General features: G+C 67.5%; 26 protein-coding genes and 2 pseudogenes. 16 read left to right on the top strand and 12 right to left on the bottom strand.

Going from position 1 to position 23,974, the window contains the following annotated elements:
• From JF781_RS06310 to JF781_RS06280, 7 genes are all read left to right on the top strand, one after another.
• Positions 1-1,233 carry an MlaD family protein gene (locus JF781_RS06310; RefSeq protein ID WP_225327761.1) on the top strand — a complete coding sequence of 411 codons (1,233 nt, stop codon included), beginning with the start codon at positions 1-3 and terminating at the stop codon, positions 1,231-1,233.
• Complete coding sequence (locus tag JF781_RS06305; RefSeq protein WP_225327762.1) at positions 1,230-2,480, top strand: MlaD family protein; 1,251 nt, start codon at positions 1,230-1,232, stop codon at positions 2,478-2,480. Before JF781_RS06310 ends, JF781_RS06305 begins: the two co-directional genes overlap by 4 nt.
• A 37-nt stretch (positions 2,481-2,517) precedes the next feature.
• A complete protein-coding gene (locus JF781_RS06300) occupies positions 2,518-3,114 on the top strand; it encodes an Mce protein (RefSeq protein WP_225327763.1) in 597 nt (198 codons plus the stop codon).
• A 12-nt stretch (positions 3,115-3,126) separates the two neighbouring features.
• Complete coding sequence (locus JF781_RS06295; protein ID WP_225327764.1) at positions 3,127-3,906, top strand: mannan-binding family protein; 780 nt, start codon at positions 3,127-3,129, stop codon at positions 3,904-3,906.
• Positions 3,907-4,035: 129 nt separating this feature from the next.
• Positions 4,036-5,295, top strand: coding sequence for a TetR/AcrR family transcriptional regulator (locus JF781_RS06290; RefSeq protein WP_225327765.1), 1,260 nt, complete (start codon positions 4,036-4,038; stop codon positions 5,293-5,295).
• 267 nt (positions 5,296-5,562) lie between these two features.
• Positions 5,563-5,787 carry a hypothetical protein gene (locus JF781_RS06285; RefSeq protein WP_225327766.1) on the top strand — a complete coding sequence of 75 codons (225 nt, stop codon included), beginning with the start codon at positions 5,563-5,565 and terminating at the stop codon, positions 5,785-5,787.
• A gap of 13 nt (positions 5,788-5,800) precedes the next feature.
• Complete coding sequence (locus JF781_RS06280) at positions 5,801-6,172, top strand: hypothetical protein (protein ID WP_225327767.1); 372 nt, start codon at positions 5,801-5,803, stop codon at positions 6,170-6,172.
• A 52-nt stretch (positions 6,173-6,224) separates the two neighbouring features.
• Here JF781_RS06280 and JF781_RS06275 read toward each other — a convergent pair whose 3' ends face one another.
• From JF781_RS06275 to JF781_RS06265, 3 genes are all read right to left on the bottom strand, one after another.
• Positions 6,225-6,392 carry a hypothetical protein gene (locus tag JF781_RS06275; RefSeq protein ID WP_225327768.1) on the bottom strand — a complete coding sequence of 56 codons (168 nt, stop codon included), beginning with the start codon at positions 6,390-6,392 and terminating at the stop codon, positions 6,225-6,227.
• A 68-nt stretch (positions 6,393-6,460) separates the two neighbouring features.
• Entirely contained in the window at positions 6,461-7,246 is a 786-nt protein-coding gene (locus JF781_RS06270) for a hypothetical protein (protein ID WP_225327769.1), read from the bottom strand.
• Positions 7,243-7,668 (bottom strand): hypothetical protein, encoded by a 426-nt coding sequence (locus JF781_RS06265; protein WP_225327770.1) that lies wholly within the window; start codon positions 7,666-7,668, stop codon positions 7,243-7,245. The genes JF781_RS06270 and JF781_RS06265 overlap by 4 nt, the downstream gene beginning before the upstream one ends.
• Positions 7,669-7,739: 71 nt before the next feature.
• On the opposite strand from JF781_RS06265, the pseudogene JF781_RS06260 reads away from it, so the two are divergent.
• The 3 genes and pseudogenes from JF781_RS06260 (at position 7,740) to JF781_RS06250 (ending at position 10,238) form a co-directional block, all read left to right on the top strand.
• Positions 7,740-8,323, top strand: a pseudogene (locus JF781_RS06260) (hypothetical protein).
• Entirely contained in the window at positions 8,320-8,628 is a 309-nt protein-coding gene (locus JF781_RS06255; protein WP_225327772.1) for a PE family protein, read from the top strand. The pseudogene JF781_RS06260 and the gene JF781_RS06255 overlap by 4 nt, the downstream one beginning before the upstream one ends.
• A gap of 2 nt (positions 8,629-8,630) precedes the next feature.
• Complete coding sequence (locus JF781_RS06250; protein WP_374109671.1) at positions 8,631-10,238, top strand: PPE domain-containing protein; 1,608 nt, start codon at positions 8,631-8,633, stop codon at positions 10,236-10,238.
• Between the two features lie 21 nt (positions 10,239-10,259).
• On the opposite strand, the gene JF781_RS06245 is transcribed toward JF781_RS06250, so the two are convergent.
• Entirely contained in the window at positions 10,260-10,949 is a 690-nt protein-coding gene (locus tag JF781_RS06245) for a class I SAM-dependent methyltransferase (protein WP_225327773.1), read from the bottom strand.
• 95 nt (positions 10,950-11,044) lie between these two features.
• Entirely contained in the window at positions 11,045-11,944 is a 900-nt protein-coding gene (locus tag JF781_RS06240) for a class I SAM-dependent methyltransferase (protein WP_225327774.1), read from the bottom strand.
• Positions 11,945-12,049: 105 nt separating this feature from the next.
• Here JF781_RS06240 and JF781_RS06235 point away from each other — a divergent pair, with 105 nt between their 5' ends.
• Both JF781_RS06235 and JF781_RS06230 read left to right on the top strand, forming a co-directional pair.
• On the top strand, positions 12,050-12,472 hold the full coding sequence (locus JF781_RS06235; protein ID WP_225327775.1) for a nitroreductase family deazaflavin-dependent oxidoreductase: 423 nt from the start codon (positions 12,050-12,052) through the stop codon (positions 12,470-12,472).
• Between the two features lie 279 nt (positions 12,473-12,751).
• On the top strand, positions 12,752-14,299 hold the full coding sequence (locus tag JF781_RS06230) for a SulP family inorganic anion transporter (RefSeq protein WP_225327776.1): 1,548 nt from the start codon (positions 12,752-12,754) through the stop codon (positions 14,297-14,299).
• An 8-nt stretch (positions 14,300-14,307) separates the two neighbouring features.
• On the opposite strand, the gene JF781_RS06225 is transcribed toward JF781_RS06230, so the two are convergent.
• Positions 14,308-15,165, bottom strand: a complete 858-nt coding sequence (locus JF781_RS06225; RefSeq protein WP_225327777.1) for an LLM class F420-dependent oxidoreductase — start codon at positions 15,163-15,165, stop codon at positions 14,308-14,310.
• 7 nt (positions 15,166-15,172) lie between these two features.
• Positions 15,173-15,385 carry a hypothetical protein gene (locus JF781_RS06220; protein ID WP_225327778.1) on the bottom strand — a complete coding sequence of 71 codons (213 nt, stop codon included), beginning with the start codon at positions 15,383-15,385 and terminating at the stop codon, positions 15,173-15,175.
• 9 nt (positions 15,386-15,394) lie between these two features.
• Between JF781_RS06220 and JF781_RS28695 the strand changes: the two are divergent.
• The 3 genes and pseudogenes from JF781_RS28695 to JF781_RS06205 form a co-directional block, all read left to right on the top strand.
• Positions 15,395-15,715, top strand: a pseudogene (locus JF781_RS28695) (hypothetical protein); the annotation flags it as partial.
• Positions 15,634-16,221 carry an NAD(P)-dependent oxidoreductase gene (locus JF781_RS28690; protein ID WP_225327779.1) on the top strand — a complete coding sequence of 196 codons (588 nt, stop codon included), beginning with the start codon at positions 15,634-15,636 and terminating at the stop codon, positions 16,219-16,221. The pseudogene JF781_RS28695 and the gene JF781_RS28690, both read left to right, overlap by 82 nt.
• A gap of 108 nt (positions 16,222-16,329) precedes the next feature.
• Positions 16,330-16,782, top strand: a complete 453-nt coding sequence (locus JF781_RS06205; RefSeq protein WP_225327780.1) for an ATP-binding protein — start codon at positions 16,330-16,332, stop codon at positions 16,780-16,782.
• Positions 16,783-16,803: 21 nt separating this feature from the next.
• Here the strand turns inward: JF781_RS06205 and JF781_RS06200 are convergent, their stop codons facing one another.
• From JF781_RS06200 to JF781_RS06185, 4 genes are all read right to left on the bottom strand, one after another.
• On the bottom strand, positions 16,804-18,021 hold the full coding sequence (locus JF781_RS06200) for a cytochrome P450 (RefSeq protein ID WP_225327781.1): 1,218 nt from the start codon (positions 18,019-18,021) through the stop codon (positions 16,804-16,806).
• A gap of 78 nt (positions 18,022-18,099) precedes the next feature.
• Complete coding sequence (locus JF781_RS06195) at positions 18,100-19,779, bottom strand: nitric oxide reductase activation protein NorD (RefSeq protein ID WP_225327782.1); 1,680 nt, start codon at positions 19,777-19,779, stop codon at positions 18,100-18,102.
• The gene (locus JF781_RS06190; RefSeq protein ID WP_225327783.1) at positions 19,779-20,597 is read right to left on the bottom strand and encodes a CbbQ/NirQ/NorQ/GpvN family protein; all 819 of its coding nucleotides are present in this window, start codon (positions 20,595-20,597) and stop codon (positions 19,779-19,781) included. Before JF781_RS06190 ends, JF781_RS06195 begins: the two co-directional genes overlap by 1 nt.
• A complete protein-coding gene (locus tag JF781_RS06185) occupies positions 20,598-21,770 on the bottom strand; it encodes a spirocyclase AveC family protein (RefSeq protein WP_225327784.1) in 1,173 nt (390 codons plus the stop codon).
• A gap of 104 nt (positions 21,771-21,874) precedes the next feature.
• Between JF781_RS06185 and JF781_RS06180 the strand changes: the two genes are divergently transcribed.
• Entirely contained in the window at positions 21,875-22,477 is a 603-nt protein-coding gene (locus JF781_RS06180) for a TetR/AcrR family transcriptional regulator (RefSeq protein WP_225327785.1), read from the top strand.
• A gap of 34 nt (positions 22,478-22,511) precedes the next feature.
• On the opposite strand, the gene JF781_RS06175 is transcribed toward JF781_RS06180, so the two are convergent.
• Positions 22,512-23,867, bottom strand: coding sequence for a wax ester/triacylglycerol synthase family O-acyltransferase (locus tag JF781_RS06175; protein WP_225327786.1), 1,356 nt, complete (start codon positions 23,865-23,867; stop codon positions 22,512-22,514).
• Between the last annotated feature and the right edge of the window lie 107 nt (positions 23,868-23,974).

Below are 23,974 nucleotides of genomic sequence, written 5' to 3'. Positions count from 1 at the left end.
ATGAACTGGGGCAAGCACAAGACATTGGCGGTCGCGCTGAGCGCGGCCATGGTCAGTTCGGGCTGCGCCACCAACGGGCTGGCCAGCTTGCCGCTACCGGCCCCGGGAATCGGCGGCGGCGGATATCTGCTCAACGCCGTGTTCTCCAACGCCCTGAATCTCCCCGCCCACGCGAAGGTCAAACTCGCCGGCGCCGACGTCGGGCAACTCGAATCGATGGTCGCGCGCAACTACACCGCGGTGACCACCCTGCGCATCATGGACGGCGTGCGCATCCCCGTGGGCAGCACCGCGGAGTTACGTTCCGCGACACCGCTTGGCGACGTGTTCGTCGCCATCAAGCCACCCACCCCGATGAACCCGAATGCACCGCTGCTCAAGGGCGGAGAAACCATCGGACTGCCGGCGACCCGCGCCGCCGCCACCGTCGAGAGCGTGCTCAGCTCGGCCGCGCTGCTCGTCAACGGTGGCGCGGTCCGCAACTTCACCAATATCGTCAACGGCGCCGGCAAGGCAACCGGCGACCAGGGGCGCGCGTTCGGCGACCTGATCAACCGGACCAATCTGTTGCTGGGCAAGCTCAATGCCCGCTCGGAGCAGATCGACGCGGCGGTGACCGAGACGGCGAACCTGGCCGATCGGCTGGATGAGAAGAACCAGGCGATCACCGATGTCCTGCGAGCGGTCGGGCCGGCAACGAACGTGCTGTCCGACAACGCCGATGAAATCGCCGACGTCGTCGACGAACTCGGCGCCACGACCCGCCAGCTTTCCAAGTTCCCGTCCATCGCCGGCACCGACAAGACGGGCCGCAGCGTCATCAAGGACGCGAACACCATCGCCGCCGCGTGGAACGACGTCGTGTTGAGCCCCGACACCAGCCTGGCCGGTCTGAACCGGCTGATCCCGCCGTTCGTGAAAACCACGCCCAGCGACGCTATTTCGGTACGTGGAAGCTTCGACCGCCTGGTCATGGGATCGCGGCCCGGAACCGGCGCGGAGACCGGGGGGTTCAAGGGGGATCCGGCATTCCACGGACCCATGCGCCGCGACTGGAACTACATGATCGGCTCGATCAAGTACGTGTTGTGGCGGCTGCAGGAAAGGGTCGTGGGCCGCGGGCCGCAAACGCCGATGGGCCAAACCCCGTGGACGCCAAGCGGTCCTCCCCTCCCACCGGCACCCGGGGGAGAACCGCCCCCGGACCCCATGAGCCCGGAGCCACCGCGGTGATCGACGCCCTCGCCCGATTCATCGTCGCCGCGGTCAAAACCGGTCACCGTCAACGCGCCTGGCTGTCCGGCATCGCCCTGGCGCTCACACTCGTGGTCGGCCTGGCCTACCTGGCGATCGGCGCCCTGCGCATCAACCCGCTGGACTCCACCTACCAGGTCACGATCCGGCTGTCCGACTCCGGCGGCCTGCTGGCCAACCAGGACGTCTCCGTCCGGGGGATTCGGGTCGGGCGAATCCAGTCGCTGCGGCCCACACCTACCGGCGTCGAGGTGGTCGCGAACATCAACGCGAATACCAAGATTCCCGCCGCCAGCCCGGTGCGCGTGTCCGGACTCTCACCCGCGGGCGAGCAGTACATCGATTTCGAACCCGCCTCCAACAGCGGTCCGTTCCTCGCGAACGGCAGCGTGATCGGCCCACAGCGCACCACGACGCCCATTCCGCTGTCCCAGGTCCTCGCCGACGCCGACGGGATGCTGGCCCAGACCGACCCGAAGAAGCTCGAAATCGTCAAGCGGGAACTGAGTTTGAGCAAGGAGGGCCCGCAAAAGCTCACCGACATCATCGACGGCTCCACGTTTTTGCTCTCGACAATGGACCCGGTGCTGCCGCAAACCGTCAGCATGCTCAAGACCAGCCGGGTGGTCCTGACCACCCTCTCGGACAAGAATGCCGGGCTCGCGGTGGCGGCGCGCAATGTCGGCGACCTCATGACCGGGGTGAACAAGATGGACCGCGGCTATCGCACATTCGTCGATCAGACACCGCACGCGATGTCGTCGGTGGACAACCTGTTCGACGACAACTCCGACACCATGGTCGGGCTGCTGGCCAACCTCGTGACCACCGCCCGGATCATCTATGTCCGGGTTCCTGCCTTGAACGCGGTCTTCCCGAACTATCGCGGGTCCACGCTCGAGGCCCTGATGACCACCATGCACGAGCACGGGCTGTGGGCGACCGCCGACATCTATCCGCGCTACACGTGTGACTACGGCACCCCGCGGCGGCCGTCGTCGTCGGCGGACTATCCCGAACCGTTCCTGTACACCTACTGCCGAGACGACGATCCCCAGGTGTTGGTTCGCGGCGCGAAGAATGCGCCCCGTCCGGGCGGCGACGACACGGCGGGCCCGCCTCCCGGCGCCGACCTCGGTCAAACCGCCGATCCAACACCGAAGGGGCGGTTCACCATTCCGACTCCCTACGGCGGCCCGGTACTACCGATCGAACCGCCTCACTGAGCCCACCGACATCCCAGGACCGCAAGGAGACAGCGCCGTGACCGTGACCGCCGACCAAGAATGCGACGCCACCGAGGACATCGAGAAGCCGCCCGACGGCGACCGTGAAGACGCGGCGGATGCCGACGAGCTGGAGCCGAAGGCCCCGGCGCGGCACTGGAAACGGTACGCCCGCATCGCAATGGTGGTCGCCGTCTACCTGGGCGCCTTCGGCCTGGTGGGCGGGCTGGGCTGGAAGCTCTGGGATGAGCACACGGTGAGCCAGGCCGGGCAGGCGGCCCAGCGGACCGCTATCACTTATGCCCAGGTGCTGACCAGTATCGACGCCAACCAGGTCGACCAGAACTTCTCCGCCGTACTCGACGGCGCCACAGGGGAGTTCAAGGACACCTACACCAAGGCCAGCGTGCAGCTCCGGCAATTGCTGGTCGACAACAAGGCCACCGCGCACGGCACGGTAATCGACTCGGCGATCGAATCGCAAAGCAAAACCCGGGTGGTGGTGTTGTTGATGGTCGATCAGACGGTCAGCAACGCGGTGCGTCCCGACGGTCGCGTCGACCGCAGCCGCATGAAGATCACGATGGACAATGTCGGCGGCCGTTGGCTGGCCAGCAAAGTCGAACTGCCCTAGGACGATTCGGCCATGCGAATCATTCGACTTTCGGCCGGTATTGCGGCCGCGGCGGTGTTGACCGCGCCGACGGCGTCGGCGTCGGCCCAGTCGTTTTGTGGCGGCCTGGGTGGCGACTGGGATGGACAGTACTGCCACACCTCGGTGACATCCGAGCGAAAAGCGGTGCGCGACATCAAGATGGCCCTGCCCGGCGATCTGGTCGACAACCCCGCCAGCGGCCCCGCGATCCGCGAATACCTGCACAACCTGATGAACAACTGGCGCACGAAGGGCGCCTCGATGGTCCAAGACAGCTGGGGTGAGGAGAACTTCCAGGTGTTCCCCCATGGTCGGGCGCTCAGCGTGGTCTTCCACGAGGACTATCACGCCGATGGACCGTCATTCAACAACGCCTACCGCACCTTCACCTTCGACATGGCGGGCGGCCGACGGTTGCAGCTCGCCGACATCACCAAACCCGGCGTCGACCCGCTGACCGCCATCCCACCGTTGGCCGAACCCTTCATCCAGGAGGCGCTCGACCGCGCCGCCTGGCAGCACACCCCGGGGAGCTACCCGTTCACCGTCGACCGCTGGACACCGGACAAGGTGTTCTCCGGGGGCTACAAGGCGTGGGCGCTCACGCCCGACGAGCTGATCCTGTACCTGCCGGATTACCCGGTCGGGCACGACTCCCCGATCCAGTACGGGCAGTCCGAGCAATGGTTCATGGACGGAGGCACCGTCGAGCCACACATTCCGCTCGGCGCGCTCAGCTCGGTGCTGCGGCCGGAATTCGGCGGGGCGTAACGGGGTTGGACGTCCAATGACCTCGGGCACAACGCTGCGCCCGGCCGCGCGCCCTCAGCGTGCCGGTACCGTAAAACCGGTCGTCCTCCGATCGCCCGATCAGCCGCCGCTGCGGCTACGGTGATCTGTATGCCATCGGCTAGCCGCTCGTCTGCGGATCACGTCAAGCGGCGCCCGAAGGACCGCAAGATCCAGATCGCCCGCGCCGCCACCGATGCCTTCAGCGAGCTGGGCTACCACGCGGTCAGCATGGAAAACATCGCCGCCCGGGTCGGAATCTCCGCCGCTGCGCTCTACCGGCATTCGCAGGGAAAATACGACCTGTTCCGCGACGTCGTCTTGGCGCTGGGCCAGCAACTGGTCGACGCCACGGCGTTCGCCGATGACTTGCCCGCCGATGCCGACCCCGGCGACGTCCTCAGCGCGCTCACCCGTGCGCTGATCGACACCACGATCGTCAACCGCACCACCGGCGGACTGTATCGGTGGGAAGGCCGCTATCTGCGCGGGGACGATCAGCGCGCGTCGGCCGAGCAGATCAAACTGATCAACCGGCGCCTGCAGCGGCCGCTGATCAGGCTGCGGCCGAAACTCACCTCGCGGCAACGCTGGATCCTGTCGGCGGCCACGCTGAGCGTCATCGGCAGCATCACCGATCACCGATCCCGCCTCGGCAATGCCGAGATCCGCGCCGCGCTCACCGACATCGCGGCCGCGGTGCTGCAAGCCGAATTGCCGGCGCAGCGCCCACGCGGCTCCGAACCGTTGCGGACGTCGACCCTGACGAGTGCCGCGGGCAGCTACGAGCTGCTCCTGCACGAGTCGATGCGCCTCTTCAACGAACGTGGCTACCGCGAGACCGGGATGGAAGACATCGCCGCGGCGGTGGGCATACCGGTTGCCAGCATCTACCAATACTTCCCGGGAAAGGCCGCCATCCTGGCGGTGTACTACAGGCGAGCCGCCGACCAACTCTCCGGCGACCTGTCCAGCATCCTGGCCGCCAGCGACGATCCGGAGCAGGCGCTCGCGCGGCTCATCGACGCCTATGTGACGCGGTCGTTCGCCAACCCCGAGCTCGCGGGCGTGTATTACACCGAGCGTCACAACCTGCCCGACACAGATGCGGTGCTGCTCTACAACATCCAGCGTTCCACCGTCGAATCCTGGGCCCGGTTGGCCGTAGCGGCACGACCGCAACTCACGCTTGGCCGCGCGCGGTACGCCGTGCACGCCGCGTTCGCGCTCGCGGCGGGCGTCGGGCGACTCGTGTACCCCGACACCAGTCAGTCCGCCGCCCTCACGGTTCGTCGCCTGATGGAGGTGACGGTGCTCGGACGGCCGGCCGCATCCCCCGCCGCGGTTGACGATAGCCGGCAACGTCGCTGACATGCGTGCGGAGAACAGCGCTGCACTTGCTGCGATGCGTCCGCCGCGATCGGCGAATCGGTGGGGATGAACGTGCCGTTCCGGCAGCGCATCTCCACGTAAAAGGCCTCGGCGCCCATCAACGCCGATCGGCCCATGCACTACCCAATAATACGAATCGGGATTAACATATTCGGCGTCTAGTCCGCGCGCCGGAATGTGGTGGTCCTCATCGCTTTGGTGTGGGTCGGCGGCAACTCCGGCAGCGCCCGCGCGAAAGGGATGCTCATGCTCAGCAGGCTCCGCAAGCTCCTCGAGTATCAGTTGAGCATCGCCGAACTGCTGGGACTGGGCATCCTGCTGGGGACGCCGTACCTGATCGTCGGCGTGATCTGGTCGAGCACCCACACAACGCATCTGCACGACATGCACGGCGTCGATTTGGTGGTGTCGTTCCTCGGCTCGATCGTGTCCTGGCCGGTGCTGCTTTTCTCCAACGTTTGCATGACCTAGGGGGCTCAGGCGCATGCTCACCCGCGGACCGCTCATCGTCTTCGCGGCGGTGCTGTTTTTGGCCGGGGGGCTCTTCGCGTTGCGGTTCCCGGTCTTCATCGATGCCTACGACCAGTTCGGCTGGCAAGTCAAATGCGGCAGCGGCTTCACCACGGATCTGACCCAGGCATCCAACGCCGAGAGGAAGCCGACCGGCCGAAAGGCCAGCGCCGGCGCGCCGCACGCGGCCGGCGACAACTACGTGGGTCGATGCAATGACGCGCTGATGGCCCGTCGCGTGTGGGCCATCCCCGCGGCGGCCCTCGGTGGCCTGACCCTGACCTGGTCGGCGGCCGCGGCGCTCGCCCACGACCGCCGAGTCCGCACCGAGCACAGCCAAGCCTGACCGGCGGCAGCGAGTCTCGAAAAGCCTTAGGAATCAACGGAAGTAGCTGGGGCTAGCGCGTGCTCTCGTCGGCGGTGTCGTGCCGTGACTGGTGCAAACCCGGCGCGTCCAAGTCTTCCTTCTGGTGCTCGAGCTGATCCTGCAGCTTGCGCTGTTCCTCGGTTGTCTTTCGGGCGTCCTCGGGCGCAGCGGGCGAGTCGCTGTTGACTTCCTGATCCACCGGGATCTCCTCTGAACGTCTGCAGATGGCTTTTGTGAGGGTCTCCCGAATCGCAGGCGCCGAAACACTCAATACCGTTTGACCACGGCGCGCGGGGCCGTTCGCCACGTTCTGCCGCCGCCGCCTTGGCGGCGCGGTGGCTCGAGAAGCAGGACGGCCAGCCCGTCGAGCAGCACCGGGCGCACCCAGTCGCCCAGTTCGATCACCTCACCGGGAGTGGGTCGGCGATGCAGGTCATCGTGGGCGAGGTCGATCGGTGTCAGGGTGCGAACCGTGTCGAGGGTGGCATGGTGGGGCAGCTTGCGGATGCCGGGCAGGGTGATGAACAGCCCGTCGTTGCCGGACAGGTGCAGGCCGACCGCCGCCAGCGCGCCGGTCATGCCCTCCTTGGTGCCGCCGTGCCCCGATAAGTGCACGCCGAGCGTCGTGGCGAGTTCGCGGGCTTCGCTGGGATGCAAGACCTCTCGTTTGGCGCGGCGACCGAACTCGATGAGCAGCGCGGCGTCGTCGAGGTCCGCTGGGACGGCGACGGCGAGGCCGGGGTCGGCATCGGGTGGGCAGACCCGTTCCAAGAACTGCCCGGCGAGTTCGATGATGCCGGCGCGCGCCGCGTGTGGGTCGCCGCCGGCGGCGCGCCAGGCCAGGCATGCGCTCGAATTGTGGGACGTATAGGGGATCCGGTCGTCGACGAGCAGCTGGTGAGGGGTGGCGCCGGCGGGCGAGCCGAGGCCCGCCGCGGCCAGCTCGTGAAGCAGCGCGCGGGCGCGCCGGCCGGTGCCGGGCGTATAGGGGTTGTCGGTGTCGTCGATGCCGATGAGCAGGTCGACACCGGCGAGTGCCGAGCGTGTGGTCACGGGTTGACCACCAGGGCGGTGACATCGCGGACCCATTGGTCGCGGCCGAGTTTTGCGCCCGCCAGCTTGAGCGTGTCGCGTTTGGTGAAGCTGAGGATGGTCTGATCGTCGAGCGCGGCGGCGATCAGCGTCTGGGCCGGGTCGCGCCCTTCCACCCGCACCCTCGTGGCTCCTGCCGCGCCCGCAGCGTTGAGGACCGAGCGCACGCTGGGGCCCTTTTGCGCCTGCGCGCCGTGCGATTGCGGCGTGGCGATCTCCACCTGGGGGAGCCGGCGCAGCTGCGCGATGGTGAACCGCTCGAGCACGCGGTGATTGTCCTGGACGACGAGCTGATTGTCGGCCCCGGAGGGCCCGCACGCAGCGACCCCAGCGCCGAGGGCCAGGACCGCGACTGCCCGAAGCAAACGCGTACGGCTGCGCATTTGCGGATCTTATCCTGTGAATCATCCGCAAATGAGGGCGTGGGTGGCTGCCGGCAATTTATGCTTCCCGGATGACCGTGATGCACGTCCGGCGGCCGGTTTCGTGCCCGTCCGCGAGGCGGCGTTCCCCCTGTTTGCGGTGGCCACGATCGTCGCCTCGACCGATCTCCGGATCCCGCTGGGCCTGCCCGGGCACCGCGGATTGGTTTGGCTGACGCTGTTGGTGGCGGTGGCGCTGGTAACCGCCCGGCGCGAGACGGTGCTCGCGGTCGGGGCGGCCTCCACGGTGGCGACGTTACCGATGCACGGGTGGGCCGATCCGCTGTGGAGTAGTCGCTATGTGGCCGCGGCGGCGTTGCTGTACGCCGTCGCCTCGCTGCCGGCGGTGCGGGCGCGGCGATGGCTGTTGTCGGTCGCTGCCGCACCGGTTCATCTTGTCGCACTGGCCAGTTCGGTGTTCGGACTGCACGCCGGTGGTCATTTGTCGACCTGGGCGTCGACCGGGCTGCTCGAAAAGTCTGGCTGGCATGTGGTTTTCGGCTTCTTGGCCGGGCTGCTCGGCTGGGCGGTCGCGCGTTGTGTGGGGTCCCTGCCCCCGCCGAACGTGACCGGAACATTGTGGGGCAAAAGACGAATCGAGGAGTGGCCGCGATGACGCTACGAGTTCTTCCCGAGGGCCTGGCCGCGACCAGCGCGGCGGTGGAGGCGATCACCGCGCAGCTCGCCGCCGCACATGCCGCCGCCGCCCCGGTGGTCTCGGCGGTGGTCCCACCGGCGGCCGATCCGGTATCGCTCGGAGCCGCCGCCGTTTTCAGTGGTAGGGGCGGCCAGCATACGGCCGCGGCGGCCAAGGGTATCGAGGTGTTGGGCCGGGCCGGGCTGGGGGTGAGCCTGGCCGGCGTCGGTTACGCCGCCGAGGACGCGGCGGACGCGACGACGTATCTGGTGGCGGGCGGCTGACGGTGACCGCTCCGGTGTGGATGGCGCTGCCGCCAGAGGTGCATTCGACGCTGCTGAGCAGTGGCCCCGGACCGGGCCCGCTACTCGCCGCGGCGGGAACGTGGTCAGCACTGAGCACCCAATACCATTCTGCAGCAACGGAATTGACGACAGTGCTGACCGGATCGGCCGGGGTGTGGGACGGCCCGACCGCGGAAACGTACGTCGCCGCGCACATGCCGTATCTGGCCTGGCTGGAGCTGGCCGGGACGCTGAGCGCCGAGGCGGCCGCCCAACATCAGGGGGTGGCCACCGCGTACACGGCCGCCCTGGCCGCGATGCCGACGCTGCCGGAGTTGGCCGCGAACCATGCCATGCACGCGGCCTTGCTGGCAACGAATTTCTTTGGCGTCAATACGATTCCGATTGCGCTGAACGAGGCCGACTACGCGCGGATGTGGACCCAGGCGGCCACCACGATGAGCACCTACCAGGTCACGACCGAAGCCGTGCAATTGACCAGCGGCGCCGGGTCGGGCGGGCATGGATCCGGCACCGGGACCGGAACCGGTAGTGGGACCGGGACCGGAACCGGGGCCGGTGGCGGCACCGGCGGAGGGGGCGGTAGCGGCACGGGGTCTTTCCAGTTACCCACCCCCGAAGAGATCTGGGAAATGCTCTTCGGGCCCGACGGCGAAAAGATCCCCGGTCAGGGCCAGCCGAACTGGAGCCCGTCGGAGTATCTGCAGAACCTGGGCAACTTCTTCAACGGCAACGCCCAGGCGCTGGCGTGGCTTCAGCAGAACGCGTCGGGTCTGCTCAACCCGTCCACGTTCCCGGCGCTGATGAATTATTTCATTGCGTGGCAGACCTTCCGGATCATCAACTGGACGATCAGGACGCTGCGGTTCATTCTCCAGGAGCTGCCCTTGCTGTTGCAGGTCGCCTTGAGCCTGTCCATCACCAGTCTGGGAGGCCTCGCCGGACTGGCGGGTCTGGCGGGCCTGGCCGGGATAGCCGCGCCGACCCCGGCCCCCGTCGTCGCCGCCCCGCAGCCCGCCGTGGTGGGGGTGCAGCCACCGCTGGTGTCGGTTGCGCCGACGATGGCCCCGCAGGCCCCGGCCGGCCCGGTGGCGCCGGCCACATCGGCGGCCTCGACCCCGACGACCGCGGTCTCCACCGCTGCGCCTCCGGCCGCGCCCCCCACGCCGCCCGCTCCGGTGACCGGCGCCGAGGGCTTCGGCTACATGGTGGGCGGCCTCGGTCTCGGCATGGGTTCGACGGCGCAGACCCGCACCAGAACCGAACTGCCGGCCGCGCAGGCCGCCGCGGCGGCGGCGCGCGCGACCGCACCGGAACGCGAGCAGACGCGGGCGCGGCGCCGCCCGCGTTCGGTCATCGACCACGGATACCGGTACGAATTCCTCGAGGCCGACGACGACTCCGGCGCGGTCAGCCCGTGCCTGCCCGACCGGGCCCTGGCGTCGGACTCCCGTGGCGCGATCGAGGGTTTCACCGGGACGCTGCCCAAGCCCGACGTGCGGGCGGCGGGTCTGCTCACGTTGGCCGGCAACGAGTCCGGCGACGGCCCCCGTCTGCCGATCCTGCCGGAGAGCTGGGACGGCCAGTAGGTCGCGCTCGCCGGCGCGCCGCTAACCGAGATGCGCGGACAGTAGCCAGGCCCCTATGGACTTGCGGCCGTTGCCCTCGTCGCGGATGTCGGCACCGGCGAAGGCCTGGAAGCCTTCCAGAAAGCTCTCGGGCACGTTGGCGTGGATACGCGCCGGGCGGATCTCGTCGATCACCCAGTACTTGGAGACGACGTCGCGCAGTTCGTCTTCGGTGACCGCGTTGACCGGGCCATCGGTCGCCATCGCGGCGCGGTCAAAGACCAGCACGAAGTATGACGCGCCGGGCGCGGCGGCCCGCACGATCGATTGCTGATAGCCGTCGCGCAGCTCCACGGGCATCGAATGGAACAGGGTGCTGTCGACGATGGTCCCGAAGCGGCCGTCGTAGCCGGTGAAGGCACTGATATCCGCGACGTCGAAGGTGGCGCCGGTCAGGCCGCGCCGGGCGGCCTTCTCGCGCGCCAAGTCGATGGCGGTGGGCGACTGGTCCAGGCCCACCGTGGTGAAACCGCGTTCGGCCAGGTACAGCGATACCGCCGCCTCACCGCAACCGGCATCGAGCACGTCACCGTGGAACTTGCCGGCCTCGATGAGGGCCGCGATCTCCGGCTGCGGCTCACCGATGCTCCACGGCGGCCGGTTGCCCTCGCCCATCTCGGGGGCCTCGCCCCGGTAAGCGGCTTCGAACATCTCGTGCGTTGGCTGAGTCATACCACCATTGATATCAACGGCCCTGATATGTGTCAAGAAGGTTGATATGCATGAAGTGGTGGGCCCGCGGCCGCCGGGAACGCCTTCGGTGGCCGCTAGCGCAAGGTCGCGGTCAGGTAGCCCGATGCGTCGCCGAACGAGGCCAGCTCGTCGTTGGGCACCCCGAATCCCTGAGCGGCGAAAGCCTGCTCGGTGGTCCGTATGTCGATCTGCCACCCGCGCGCCGCGAGGTACTCGGCCGCGGTGTTGCGCTCGCCGGTGTAGAACAGCTCGGCCAGATTGATGCTGGACCCGATGCGCCGGGACCGCTCGGTCAGCTTCTGGGCCCAGTCCGACGGGATCTTGCTCAGGTCCAGGTGCTCCGTGCCGATCCGGCTGCCGGTCGCCGACACGGCGGCGATGTTGTCGAACAAACGGTCTTGCGCCTCGGGCGGCAGGTAAACGAGCAGCCCCTCGGCGCTCCACGCGGTCGGCTGCGTAGCGTCGAATCCGGCGTTCGCGAGTGCCGACGGCCAATCGTCGCGCAGGTCGATCGGAACCGTGCGCCGCCCCGCGCCGGGCGTTGCGCCCAGGCCGGCCAGCGTCCGCGTCTTGAACTCGATGACCTCGGGTTGGTCGATTTCGTAGACGATCGTGCCCGCCGGCCAGGGCAGCCGGTAGGCCCTGGTGTCCAGTCCGGACGCCAGGATGACCGCCTGCCGGATGCCCGAGGCCGTCGCATGCATAAAGAAATCGTCGAAGAACCGGGTGCGCACCGTGATCTGTTCCTTGACGGCCTGGCGGTTCATCAGCGGGTCGTCGCTGCGGTCGACCTGGCTGTCGAGGAGCTTGATGAAGGTGTCGGTGCCCACGGCGCGGACGAGCGGGTCGGCCCACGGGTCATTCAGCAGGGCGTCGGGACCCTGGGAGGCGATCGCGCGCTGCGCGGCGACGGCTGTCGCGGTGGCTCCGACGCTGGACGCCAGATCCCATGTGTCGTTCTCGGTGCGGGCCACGCCAAACTCCTCTCGGCGACTGTGCGCGTGATTAGTTAGCTTATTTAACTGACGAGTCAACTGTACCCGTCTCCGCCGAAGCCCGCGGTGGTGTTCACTGTTGTCATGGGCGACCACATCGAGCTGAGTCCCAGGGGCTGGGTCCGCGAGCAGACCGAACAAATCTTGAGTCGCGGCACCACCGACGGGGTCGAGGTCTTAGACCGGCCCATCGTTCTGCTGACCATCACGGGGGCGAAGTCCGGCAAGCCGCGCTACGTGCCGCTGATGCGGGTCGAGAACGGCGGCCGCTATGCCATCGTCGCGTCCCACGGCGGCGCCCCCGAGCATCCCGCGTGGTACGCGAACATCAGGGCGAACCCGACCGTGACGCTGCAAGACGGCGACAAGATCGCCACCCTGAGGGCTCGCGAACTCGAGGGACCCGAGCGCGACGAGTGGTGGCAGCGGGCCGTCGAAGCCTTTCCTCCCTACGCGGAATACCAAACCAAGACGGCGCGACAAATCCCTGTCTTCGTCCTGGAATAAGAGTTCTCCGGCGCGTTGACGGGCACGCGCAAACATTTGCATTCGATATGCGCCCCGCCCGTCCGGTTGACCGCCGTTGCCTGCCCGCCTACTTTCGTACCAAGAGGCCAGGCATGCCCAGCTGAACAACGATGTTCATCGCATTTGTAATCGCCTGGGCCGCGCGGCTTTACGCATTTGTCGGCTTGCCGTTGTCGGTTGGATATCCAAAAGTCCACCGCCATTGACGAATTCAGGAGAAAGCCCTTGCAACACGCTGAATCGCCAGGTCGACAAGGCGTGGAGCAGGGCGCAACGTCCCGCATTGACCGGCTCCGCGAGACGGCCCAATACGACCTGCCCGCGTCATTGGTGGTCTTCCTGGTGGCGCTCCCGTTGTCGCTCGGAATCGCGATTGCTTCAGATGCGCCGGTTCTCGCCGGTTTGATCGCGGCGATCGTCGGAGGAATCGTCGCCGGGTGGATCGGTGGGTCGCCCCTACAGGTCAGTGGGCCGGCCGCCGGGCTGACCGTCATCGTCGCCGATGTTATCCACCAGTTTGGCTGGGCCATAACATGTTTCATCACGGTCATCGCGGGGACCTTGCAAGTTGTGTTGGGGCTCAGCCGTATTGCGCGCGCCGCGCTGGCGATCTCGCCCGTCGTGGTGCACGCCATGCTGGCCGGCATCGGGATCACGATTGCCCTGCAGCAAGTGCACGTATTGCTGGGCGGCGCCTCGGAAAGCTCGGCATGGAGCAATGTCACGGGGCTGCCTGCGCAGATTCTCGGCGCCCACCGGCCGGGACTGGTGCTGGGGCTATTGGTGATCGCCATCCTCGTTGCCTGGCGCTGGGCCCCGGCGCGGCTGGCCAGCATTCCCGGGCCACTGGTCGCCATCGTGGTCGTCACCGCGATCTCGGTGGTGTTCCCGTTCCACGTATCCCGGATCGTCCTGAACGGCTCGGTGCTCGACGCGTTGCAATTACCGTCGCTGCCGCACGGGAATTGGGGAGCCGTCGTGATCGCCATCATCACCGTCACCATGATCACCAGCGTCCAGAGCCTGCTGACCGCGGTATCGATCGATCGCATGCACAACGGACCGCGAACCGACTTCAACCGCGAACTGATCGGGCAAGGCGCCGCGAACATCGCCTCGGGCGCGATCGGTGGGCTGCCCATCGCCGGTGTCATCGTGCGCAGCGCGGCCAACGTGAACGCGGGCGCGAGAACGCGCGCGTCGACGATCATGCACGGGTTTTGGATCCTGCTTTTCGCCGTGCCCTTCGCCGGGCTGGTCGAAAAGATCCCGACCGCTGCGCTCGCCGGCCTCCTCATCGTCATCGGGATCGAGCTGTTGAAACCGGCGCACATCGAAACCGCCTTGCGCAATGGCGATCTCGCCGTCTACCTGGTGACCATCACCAGCGTCGTGTTCCTCAATCTGCTGCACGGCGTCATGATCGGACTCGCGTTGGCCGTCGTCGTGACCGGATGGCGGGTGGTCCGCGCGAGGATCGAGGCCAAGCCCGTGGACGATGGCTGGCACGTCGTCGTCGAGGGGGCGTGCACTTTCCTGTCGCTGCCGAGGCTGACCGGTGTATTGGCGTCCATCCCGGAACGCACGTCGGTGACGCTGCACCTGCGCACCAGCTATCTCGACCACGCGGCGCATCAGGCGATCACCGACTGGCAACGACGGCATACCGCCACCGGCGGAGAGGTCCATCTCCGTGAAACGATCGAGCCGGAATCCGTTGGGTACGACAGCAAGCCGTCAAAACCGCACCGCCGCAATGTGCACCTGAGCCTGGTCGCTCAGCTCTCCGCGGACGGACGCGCCTGACACGGCCGCTACGCCAGGTCGGTGGCCACCCGTTCCAAGGCGGCAAGGTGGTCGTCGACATGCGCGAAGCCGGCGTTCATGGTGTTCACCGACAGGTGGCTGGCCCCGGCGGCTTTCCATGCGGCGATGTCGGCGGCGAGCTGGTCCTGGTCGTCGATCCAGCTGACACGGCCTTCCATGCCGATGGTCCGCGGGTCCCGGCCCGCCGCTTCGGCCGCGCGGATCACCTGCGCGAGCGCGTGGTCCAGGCCGGGGCCGGGCGCCGTCATCGGAAACCAGCCGTCGCCGAGGCGACCGGCGCGTTCGTAGGCCCGATCGGAGGCCGCCCCGAACCACAAAGGGATGGGACGCTGGGTGGGCAACGGGGCCAGGCCCGCGCCGGTCACGGTGTGGTACTTGCCGTCGAAGCTGACCGATCGCTGCGTCCACAGCTTGCGCATGAGCTCGACCTGTTCCTCGGACCGCTTTCCCCGGTTGGTGAACCTCTCCCCGAGCGCTTCGTACTCCACGGCGTTCCAGCCCAGTCCGACGCCAAACCGGAAGCGCCCGCCGCTGAGCAGGTCGACCTCCGCGGCCTGCTTGGCCACCAGGACGGTCTGCCGCTGCGGCAAAATGATGACGCCGGTGACGAGTTCCAGGGTGGTGACCGCCGCGAGGTAGCCCAACATGACGAACGGCTCGTGAAACGTCGTGTCGATGTCGTAGGGGCCCTGAAAGTCTTGATGCACCTTCGGATCTGCACCGACGACGTGGTCATAGGCGAGGATGTGGGCGAACCCGAGCTCCTCGACGCGCTGGGCGTACGTGCGCAGGACCGCGGGTTCCGGTCCAAGCTCGGTTTGGGGGTAGACGACGCCGACGCGCATTCGCGGTTCAACCGTCTTCCGCCGCGTTTGCTTCCCGCGCGGCCCGTCGACCGATCACAATTCGGGCTTCCAGCATGATGGGGGCGTGACGGCCGAGAAGCTGAGTGGGGTGCTGCGGGTCGGCGAGCTGGAGCCGGCGCTCGCCGAAAAGCTGGGCGAGCGCTACGACATCGCGAAGCTTCCCGACGGCCCGGCTCGGGCCCGATTCCTGAACCAGCATGCCGCCGACGTGCGCGTGCTGCTGACGTGGGGGCCGCCGGGTGTCGATGCCGATACCATCGCGGCGCTGCCCAACCTGGAGGTCATCGTCAACAACGGGGCCGGGGTGGATCTGATCGACCTGGAGGCGGCGAAGCGCCGCGGTATCGGCGTGAGCAACACCCCGGATGTGCTGTCGGACACGGTCGCCGACACCGCGCTGGGCCTGATCTTGATGACGCTGCGCCGTTCGGCGCCGCCGATCGCTACGTGCGGGCGGGCCGGTGGGCGCGCGAGGGCCGGTTTCCGTACGCCCGGGACGTCAGCGGCCTGCGGGTGGGCATCCTGGGCCTGGGCCGCATCGGTTCGGCGATCGCCACCCGGCTGCGCGGATTCGATTGCGCCATCGCGTATCACAACCGTCGCCGCATCGAAGGCTCGCCGTACCGCTACGCCCCGTCGCCCGTGCAACTCGCCGAGTCGGTCGATGTGCTCGTCGTCGCCACCACGGGCGATCAAGGGACCCACAAGTTGGTCGACCGCGCCGTGCTGCAGGCCTTGGGTCCCGAGGGGTATCTGATCAACATCGCCCGGGGCAGCGTCGTCGATCAGGACGCGCTGGTGGAGTTGCTCGTCGGCGGGGGGCTGGCGGGTGCCGGCCTGGACGTCTTCGCGGACGAACCGCATGTGCCCGCCGAATTGTGTGACCTGGACAACGTGGTGCTTCTCCCGCACATCGGCAGCGCGACCGACCGGACCCGCCGGGCGATGGCGCTACTGGCGCTCCGCAACCTCGACAGCTACCTCCACACCGGCGAACTCGTGACGCCCGTGCTGACGCCCCGCCGGGACGGCTGATCGATTCGCGACACCGTGACCTGGTGATCGTGAACGGAAACCTGCCTGTGGCCGAAGCGATACCGGGCGGAGGTTATCGCCGCGACCGCAACTGGGTATGTGGCATTCATGAGCCCACTACTGCCGGAGACAGCCGCGCCGGCGCGCCTGACACTCGCCGGCGAAGCCCGCCCCGATACGGCGGCGGAGTGGCGCCGTGCCCTGCAACGGTGGTTGCGGCACGAGGTGCGCGCGCCGGAGGACATTCGCGAGGACGTGGTTCTGGGCGTGAACGAAGCCCTGGCCAACTGCGTCGAACACGCCTACCGCTCCTGCCGCGAGGCCGGCGGAATGAAACTGCAGGCCAGCTACGACCCGGGCACCGAGTCAATCCGGGTGTGCGTCAGTGATCGCGGGCGTTGGCGCAAGCCCTCGTCGAGGCACACCAACGATCCGCGGGCCTCGCGCGGCATCACGCTGATGCACAACCTCGCCGATCACTGCACCATCCACGCCCGCCCCAACGGCACCAGCGTCTACCTGGACTACGTGACCGACGCGGACGGCACTGGCCACCAATAGCTTTCACGCAGCATGTCGATCTCACCCGCCCGACGGCGCCGAGGGCGTGAACCTGACCGGCATGCTCTCCAGGCCGCTGACGAAGTTGGCCGGCCGCAGTGGCAGCGGGTCCTCCGACGCCAGCTCCATGTCGGGCAGGCGCTTGAGTAGTCGCTCGAGCATCATCGACAGCTCCAGCCGTGCCAGCTGATTTCCCAGGCAGAAATGGGTCCCGAAGCCGAATGCCAGATGGTTGTTGGGGTAGCGGTCAATCCGGAAGCGCTCGGGATCCCCGAACACCGCTTCGTCGAAGTTCGCGGATTCGAAGAGCAGGATGATCTTCTCGCCCCGCGCGAGCTGCGTGCCGTGAAACTCGAGGTCGGCGGTCAACGTGCGGGCCATGTTCTTGACCGGCGCGGTCCACCTCAGCATTTCTTCGATCGCGTTGGGCAGCAGAGCCACGTCGTCGACCAGCTGCCGGTGCTGCTGCGGGTGGCGCAGGATCTGCGCGGTGCCGCCCGACAGCGTGTGCCGGGTGGTCTCGTCGCCGCCGATGAGCAGCAACAACACCTCGGTCACGATCTCGTGGTCGGCGAGCTTCTCGCCATCGACCTCCGCGTGCACCAGCACGCTGACCAGGTCGTCGGTCGGTTCGGCCTTGCGCGCCGCGATCATGCTCGTCATGTATTCGGTGTAGGCGGCGAAGGCGTCGATGGAGACCTGGAAGTCCTCTTGGGCGGTCGTGCTGCTGAGCAGGGTGACCATGTCGTCGGACCAGCGCAAAAACATCTGCCGCTCTTCGGGGAGCACCCCGAGCATGTCGCCGATGACGGCCATGGGCAGTGGGGCCGCAAGATCCCAGACGAAGTCGCATTCACCGCGTTCGCAGACGTTGTCGATCAGGGCATCGCACAGCGCGCCAATCGAGGCCTCCCGGTCCTTGACGCGTTTCCGGGTGAATCCCGCGTTGACGAGCTTGCGCCGCAACAGGTGAGCGGGATCATCCATCGCGATCATCATCGGCGGCGCGTCCTGGTCCGGCCGGATGCCGCCCGCGTTGGAAAACAGCTCCGGCGCCCGCTCGGCGTCGATCACCGCCTGATACGTCGCGGCGGCGGCCAGCCCGTTGCGGTCCCGAAAGACCGGCTCGTTCTCGCGCATCCACCGATAGACCGGCCGCGAGTCGCCGGCGTAGAAGGCGCCGTCGGTCAGATCGACGTCGGGCCGTAGCTGGTTGCGCGTATCAACAGTGCTTGGCATGGCTCACCCTTCCCCGAAGCGGGCATGCGCGATCTTACCGTGGACCTTACAGTAGGCGCGGTGGTAGACATCCCGCCCTCACGCCGGTCCCGGCGCGGCGCGCTCGCGTAGCGCAGTCAGGAACAGCTCGTCCATCCGCGGGCTGACCTCGGCCAGGGTCGCGGCGCTGGCGTAGCGGGCGGAGCCGAAGACGCGCTCGAGCTCGTCGGCGGCGGTGGTACTTCCGAGCGAAAGGCATAGACATGCCACGCCATCGCCACGGAGTTCCTCGAGCGCCTTGTTGGCGTCGGCTTCCGCGTAACGGCCGTCGTAGCCGTCGTCATAGGGGCACCCGTCGGACAGGACGAGAAGCAGCCGGTTCGGCGTGCCGGCCTCCGTGTTGAGGATGTCGCCCGCGCCGCGGATCGCCGCGCCCAGGCGCGTATAGCCCGACGGCTCAAGCTGATTGAGGCGCGCCCGCTGCGGGGCGCCGAAGCGCTGGTCGAACGTTTTGATCGCCGGCAGGTGCACGGCATGCCGTCCGTGGGACCGAAACGCATAGATGGCCACGCGGTCACCGAGTTCCTCCAGGGTCATCGCCACTGTCGCCGCCGCGCGCCGCTGGTGGTCATGGACGCTGTTGCCCTGGTGGTCGGCGTCGGTCGCCGATCCGGAAGCGTCGAGCAGAATGAGGACACCGAGATTCCGAACGACATTGCGCCGCTGGGTGTAGACGGCCTCGGTGGGTGAATAGCCGGAGCGCAGGTCGATGAGGAGATCGACGAGTGCCTCGATGTCGATTTCGTCACCGTCGGGGCGCGCCCGCAAGAGTCTGGGACCGAGGCCGACGCGCGCCAATCGCCGCCGCAGCTCGTCGTCGCGCGACACCTGCGCGGCCGAGATACGGGCGGGCCCGGTGAGCGGAAAATCGATCACGCGGCACCAGTCCGCCCGATAGCGATTGGTGAAGACGTCCCACTCCGGGTGCAGCGCACCGCCGATTCCCAATGCCGCGCCTGGCCTGCCGTCGACGAAATTGATGCGAGTCGCAAGTGGACGGGCCGATGCGCCAACCGTTCGTGCCGGCCGGATCGAGCGGGCCTGAAACTCCCCGCCCGAAGAGTCGTCACCGCGTGACGGCGTCTCGCCCAACAGTTTTCGGAAAAAATCCATCAGCGCCCGTGAACTGAACAGTGGGTTCTCGAACAGCTTGAGAATCTTGCTTTCCTCGGAGGCGGCCTCGTCCTCGTCATCGGGCTCCGGCGCGGCGACGAGCTCGATCGCCGTCCGCAGATCCGCGTCCGTGGCCGGGGCGGCCCGCCTGTCGGAAGACGCCAGGAGTTGCGTCGGCCGGATGACGCCGAACCACGCCGGGGGGGCCGCGATTGGACTTGTGCCCCTGGCCATTTCGAGGGAATGATCCGCGGTTGCGGTGCGGGGCTCACCGTCGGGGCAAAGGGCCGCCGCCAGCGCAACGGTGGGGGCGAGTTCCGCGAGCGCCCGGTGGGCCTCCAGGGTGAGGTAGCGGCGCGCGAGGGCCGGGCGCGCGCGCAGGCGCTTCACCAGCCGCCGATCCAGGCTGCCGGCGCCGAGCAGCGCGCTCTGGACCAGCACCTGACGGCGCTGCTCGTCGGCGGACCCGGCTGCCGGGACGAAGATGACGTCGCCATTCGTGTAGGCGTCCTGGCCGGCCTCTGCCTCGGCGACCTCGACGGACCGGCCGGCTATGTGGGTGGCGAGGAGCCTATACCGTTGCGGGCCAATGGTATCCGCAACCATCACCTTGGGGGCAGGAGGGAGTCGACGAGCTCACCGAGCGCAGCGACGACGTCGCGGTCATCGGACAGGATCCGGACGATCGCCGCCTGGACGGCGCTGCGCAGGCCGAGCCCTTCGGCGACCAGGCTGCCGGCGAGGATCAGCATGCGGGTGGACGACACCTCGCGAAGCGGTGAGCCATCGAGGTTTCGGATCGCGTTACCGACTGTGACCAGAGCGCGCGCCGTCGCGACGTCGATTCCCGCTTCGTGGGCAACGACTTCCGTCTCGGTCTCGACGGGCGGGAAGCCGAGTTCGATGGCCACGAAGCGCTGCCGGGTCGACTCTTTGATGTTCTTCAGCACGCTCTGGTAGCCGGGGTTGTAGGAAATGACCAGTTGAAATCCCGGCGCTGCGGGAACCGTCGTACCCAGGCGGTCGACCAGAAGCTCGCGGCGGTGATCGGCGAGCGGATGGATGACCACCGTGGTGTCCTGGCGGGCCTCGACGATCTCGTCGAGATAGCAGATCGCGCCCTCGCGAACGGCCCGGGTCAACGGCCCATCCACCCAAACCGTTTCTCCCCCTTTGAGAAGGAAACGCCCGACCAAGTCGGCCGACGTCATGTCTTCGTGCGCGGCGACGGTGATCAAATCGCGTCCGAGCGCGTGGGCCATCGCCTCCACGAACCGCGTCTTGCCGCATCCCGTCGGACCCTTCAGCAGCACCGGCAGGCCGCGGCGGGCCGCCGCGCGGAACACCTCCACCTCATCGCCGGCCGGCCGATAGAACGGTGGCTGCGACGTCGGGCGAACGGTGGGCTGGGAGTTCGTCAGCACCTAGTGTCCCCGTTCGAAGGGGACGACTTCCGGCAGCTGGCCGCCCGGCGGGAGGACGAGATGGCCGTGCACGTCGACGTATCCGGAGCGTTTGGTGGGTACGGGCAGAGCGGGATTCGGGCATGGCGTGTCCGTCCCGTCACCGCAGATGCCGCCGTTGAAATACGAACGCTTCTGGTGGTCTTGGGGCCACGGGTCGGAGTGCATGCCGATCCACTGCGCGGGCACGTTGTAGAAGAAAAAGAAGCACGAGCTGACGCCGGCGAAGATCGCCAGGAAGCGCGTGAACTGCTGCCCGGCGAATCCGCCTCGAACGTGGTCCAATCCGCGCTCGACGACGGTGCGGCCACGATCGTCGGTGAAGAAGCGCAGACAGCACAGCGCGGCCTGCACACCACCCCACATCAGGCCTTCGTAGACCGGCCACTGGTAGTAGGTGTCGGCATTGATCGACACGGACCTGATGGCACCGGGGTACGTGTAGAAGCCGATCGGTAGCAGGACCAAACCCTCCATGACGAAATCGAAGACGAAGGCGAGCGCGTAGGTGACCAGGACCAGCCGAAGATTGCTGATGTTCGGCCAGCGCGTCTTGATTTTGCGCATGATCCAGCACCCGACGATCGTGATCAGCAGGACGCCGTACGCGTAACCCGGTGCGTTGGTCAACAGCGGTTCGGACACCTGACGGCCCGGCTCCTCCGGGGAGACCCAGCCCGGAATGTTCGACGACCAGGAGCCGCGGTTGAACAGCCAGGTGTTGTAGGTGCACCACGTGTTGAGGTAGTTCAGCAACGGATCCTGGAAGAACATCAGGCCCATCGACAGCACGAGCATGCCGTCCAGCGTGATGCGCCGCTCGCGCCGCCACGGCCTGATGAAGAACCACCACACGACGACCGGCAGCGCGATCCACAGCGCCACCGCGTTCGCCATGAGCGGCACCTTCATGTACATCGGTGGCTCGCTCGGACCCGAGGGCACCCGCTCGAAATAGGGGCCGGTGATCCATCGGATCCACACGTAGAGCTGGAGCACCAGCAGCGCGCCGCCGGCGGTGGCCCAAATCTTGATCGGTCTCACCGGGGACTGTCCTTGCGCGCCCAGTTCGGCCGCGCCGGGCGGTGACTCGGTGACAGACGCGGCCTTGTTGCTGCTAGCGAGATCGCTCATGACGCTGGTCTCCTCCCGGGTTGGCACTCCGTGCTCCGAGCAATATACTCATGAGTATCTGAGAAACGGAATAGGTTCTCGCAAGCTCTGGCAGAATCTGGCGCATGGTTGAGCGTTGGACGCGGGAGCGCCGCCTCGAGCACACGCGCTCGCTCCTGGTCGATGCCGCCGAGGAGGTCTTCGGCGAAAAGGGGTTCGTCGCGGCGACGCTCGACGACATCGCCCACGCCGCCGGCTACACGAAAGGCGCTATCTACAAACACTTTTCGACGAAGGAAGATCTGTTTCTGGCGGTCAGCGATCGCTACTGGCGCCGGTACTTCGTCAACTTCACCGAAGTGATGGCTCCGGCGACGCAGGTCGGTGCGCGGGAGCTCGACGAGATCGCCAAGCGCTGGAGCCAGCTCAGCCGCGACCGCGGGGCGGAGCACGCCGCGCTGGGTCACGAGTTCATGCTGTACCTGCTGCGCAACCCCGAGGCGCGGGAACGCGTGGCCGCCAAGAGATCAGAGGCCGTCGACGCGCTGGCAAAGTTCATCGTGGCGGGCATCGACCGGCTCGGTGGGACGTTGCTGATCCCCGCGTCGACCTTCGCCCAGGTCCTCGTCGCCACCAGCGACTCGATCGTGTTGGGCAGCCAACTCGATGACGTCGACCTCTTCCGGCCGATCGTCGAGATGTACGTGTCGGTGATCAAGCTGCCCTGACCGCCGGCTCGAAAAGCGCTGTGGCGCACAGCTTTCAGGCGCCAGTGGCGATCTCCAAGTCCTTCAACGACTCCTCGAGATGACCCAGCATCCGCTGCAGGTGCGGGATGCTGCGCCGGCAGCCGACCAGGCCGAAGTCGAGGTTGTCGGCGTTGTTGGTCACGGTGATGTTGACCGCCTGGCCGTCGAGGGGGATGGACAGCGGATAGTTTCCGTCCAAACGGGCCCCGCGCCAGTACAGCTGCTCCGAGCGACCGGTCGACACGTTCGAGATCACGATGTTGAACGGCGGTGAGCCCGCGGACAGGTAGCCGGGGATCAGCCCGAAGAACAACCCCCCGATGTTGAAGGCCGACAGGGCCAACTGCTGAACCGGCGGCAGCTGCCAGAACACCTCCTTGGTGTCGCGGATGGATGCGCTGATGATCTCGAGCCGTTTCGCCGCGTCGTCGAGGTCCGTGCCGAGGTTGCACAGGAAGGTGCCGACCATGTTGCCGCCGCGGTCGTCGTCGTCCTGGCGCAGATTGACCGGCACCATCGCGGTCAGCGGGGCGTCCGGCAGCGCGTTCTGATCCAACAGATAGGCGCGCAGGGCCCCGGCGGACATGGCCAGTATCACGTCGTTGACCGTGACACCCGCGGCCGCCTTGACCGCGTTGATGCGCTCCAACGGCCAGGACTGGGCGGCCACCCGCCGCGCGCCGCCGATCCGGACATTGAACATCGACCGCGGCGCCTGGAACGGAAGGGTGAGTTGCTGTTCGAGCAGCGCGGCCCGCGCGAGCTTCAGCGTGGACGGCGCCAACGCCAGCGCCGACCCCGCGGTGCGGCCCACCCGCTCGAACAGGGAGGAGCGCTTGCGTCCGCCGCGCTTGCGCGGGGCCATGCTCCACGGGACACGCACCTCGTCGTCGTCCGGATCGGAGGTGAAGGCCCGCTGTATCAAGCGGAGCGCCGACACGCCGTCCATGAGGGAGTGGTGGTACTTCGTGTACACGGCGTAGCGCCCGTCCTGCAGGCCCTCGACCAGGTGTGCCTCCCACATCGGGCGGTGCCGGTCGAGCAGGCTGCCGTGCAGCCGGGAAACCAGCTCCAAGAGGTCGCGGACCCGTCCCGGTTCGGGCAGCGCGGAACGGCGCAGGTGGTAGTCGAGTTCGACGTCCTTGTCGATGGACCAGGCGACGTTGGTGACGCCGCCGAAGAACGCCGGATGCTTGCTGAAGGCCGGTTGCACGTCCGTGCACTCGAGCATCGCCTGATAGCACTCGCGCACGAAATGGGGCCCGGCATCCTCGGGGGGCTCGAACAGCTGTAACGCACCCACGTGCATCGGATGCTCGCGTGACTCGCCGATGAGGAACAGCGCATCCGTCGGTGATATCGGTTCCATGGGTGTCGCCCCCAACTGTTGCGGTCGCGCCGCCCACCGGATGGACGGCCTACCTCCTAGTAACCACGGCGGGCACCGCCCCAAACGGGCCGACCGCGCCGGGACGG

The organism is Mycobacterium sp. WUMAC-067, assembly GCF_020217485.1.
Lineage (GTDB): Bacteria > Actinomycetota > Actinomycetes > Mycobacteriales > Mycobacteriaceae > Mycobacterium.
The sequence above is the reverse complement of the archived record's forward strand: the minus strand, read 5'-3'. Positions and strand labels throughout refer to the sequence as shown.